The sequence below is a fragment of the Vibrio sp. 10N.286.51.B11 genome, from assembly GCF_041469245.1.
GTDB lineage: Bacteria > Pseudomonadota > Gammaproteobacteria > Enterobacterales > Vibrionaceae > Vibrio > Vibrio crassostreae_C.
On the sequence record NZ_JBFRKI010000052.1, the window covers coordinates 1 to 1258 of the forward strand.

At 44.4% G+C, this 1258-nt stretch carries 1 protein-coding gene; it reads right to left on the minus strand.

Translation table 11 applies throughout. The features are described 5' to 3' along the window. Positions 1-8: 8 nt before the first annotated feature. Positions 9-1186 (minus strand): IS3 family transposase gene (locus AB4154_RS21425; RefSeq protein ID WP_102420178.1). Its coding sequence is split into 2 segments (ribosomal slippage): positions 9-928 and positions 928-1186, totalling 1179 coding nucleotides; the frame shifts between segments, so codons are not numbered across the junction. Between the last annotated feature and the right edge of the window lie 72 nt (positions 1187-1258).

The window sequence follows — 1258 nt, forward strand, 5'->3', positions numbered from 1 at the left end:
TGTAGTGGTCAACTGATATTGGCCACGTTCCTAGAGTTTAACCAGAACAATCGTTCTGATTCATTGGGAGTCAAACCACCGTTGTATTGGTGCGGGCGGAGTTGGCAATAATACCCAATAATGTATCGAGTAATTTCTTGTTGTGCCTCTGCAAAGCTCCGATAACCTACTGTAGGTATCCATTCCGTCTTCAAGCTTCTAAAGAAGCGTTCCATTGGTGCATTATCCCAGCAATTTCCTCGTCGAGATAAGCTTTGCTTGATCTGAAAGCGCCACAGTAATTGCCGATAACTTCGGCTTGTATAATGACTGCCTTGATCGCTGTGAAACATGACGCCCTGTGGTTTACCACGAGACTCATAAGCCATGGCAAGAGCCTTACGAGTTAATCGACTATCGGGCGATAATGACATTGCCCAACCAATCGTTTTTCTAGCGAACAGGTCTAAAACTACGGCTAAGTACATCCAACGATAGCCAGTCCAAACATAAGTAACGTCACCAACCCAAACTCTGTTTGGCTCCGTAACTGCAAACTGGCGGCCTAAGAGGTTTGGGATCTCAATATGTTCTTGTGATGCTTTACGATACCTGTGTTTTGGCACTTGGCAGCTCACTAGACCAAGGGCTTTCATGAACTTCGTTGCTCTGTAGCGACTCAGGTTAGTTCCCTGACTCGTTATTATGTCAGCAATGGTTCTCGCTCCCGCAGAACCGTTGCTTGCGGCATGTGCCTCGCTAACTAAACTACGGAGCTTTGCTGTTTCGGCATCAATTTCTACTGGACGTTTTCGCCAGTAGTTATAACTGCTTCGATGAACATTGAACACTTCACATAATATTTTTACGCTGTGGCTCTGCTTGAGTTTCTTGATTATCAAGAATTGTTCAGTGAGTCCGACATCAACAGAGCCGTGGCTTTTTTTAATATTTCATTATGCTCTTCAAGGCGAGCTAACTTCTTTTTTAATTCACGTATTTCAATTTGCTCAGGCGTCATCGGCGATGCTTTAGGTGCTTTCCCCTGACGTTCCTCTTTTAGTTGGCGAACCCACTTATCCATCGTGGACTTCCCAACATTCATAGCTTGAGCAGCCTCTGTCACAGAGTGGTTCTGATCTAGAACCAGTTGTGCCGCTTCTAATTTGAATTCAGCGCTAAATAGTCTTCTTGTACGTTTTGTCATAGTGTCACCTGTTAACTTATGAGGTGATGATATCACCTCTAACTAAGTGACCAAATTCAGCGTACCACTACA